This window comes from Streptomyces sp. WM4235 (assembly GCF_001279725.1).
GTDB lineage: Bacteria > Actinomycetota > Actinomycetes > Streptomycetales > Streptomycetaceae > Streptomyces.
Window position 1 is genome coordinate 1 of record NZ_LGDE01000290.1, and the last position, 432, is coordinate 432.

General features: G+C 72.7%; 1 protein-coding gene. It reads left to right on the forward strand.

The features are described 5' to 3' along the window. Nucleotides 1-62: 62 nt before the first annotated feature. Nucleotides 63-432, forward strand: a 370-nt coding sequence (locus ADK55_RS19705; protein WP_199826573.1) for a CHASE3 domain-containing protein, incomplete at its 3' end; no start/stop codon positions are given.

Consider the following 432-nt stretch of genomic DNA (forward strand, 5'->3'; position numbering starts at 1 on the left):
GCCCAGACCCTCGCCGCGGACAGCGGCGGGCTGGCCGACGACGTCGCCGTACTCCACCTCGAATGGAAAACCTCCTTGTGAGTGCCCCGGACCCGACAGCCCCCCCCACCCCCCGTACCGGCCGTACCGGGCTGAGCCTGCGCGCGTGGTTCATGTCCGTGCTGGCCCTGCTCGGGGTGATGGTCGTCGTAACGGCCGTGGTCGGCGCCGCCCTGCTGTCGAACACGACGGCGGCCGGTGACCGGCTCGTCGACCGGATCGCGCCGGCCCAGCGGGAGGCCCTGCGCCTGGAGTCCGCCCTGCTGGACCAGGAGACCGGGGTCCGCGGCTACCTGCTGACGCGCGACCCGAAGCTGCTGGAGCCTTACGAGCGCGGCCTGGAGAACGAGCGCGCCTCGTCCCGGAGGCTGGAGACGCTGCTCGACGACGAAA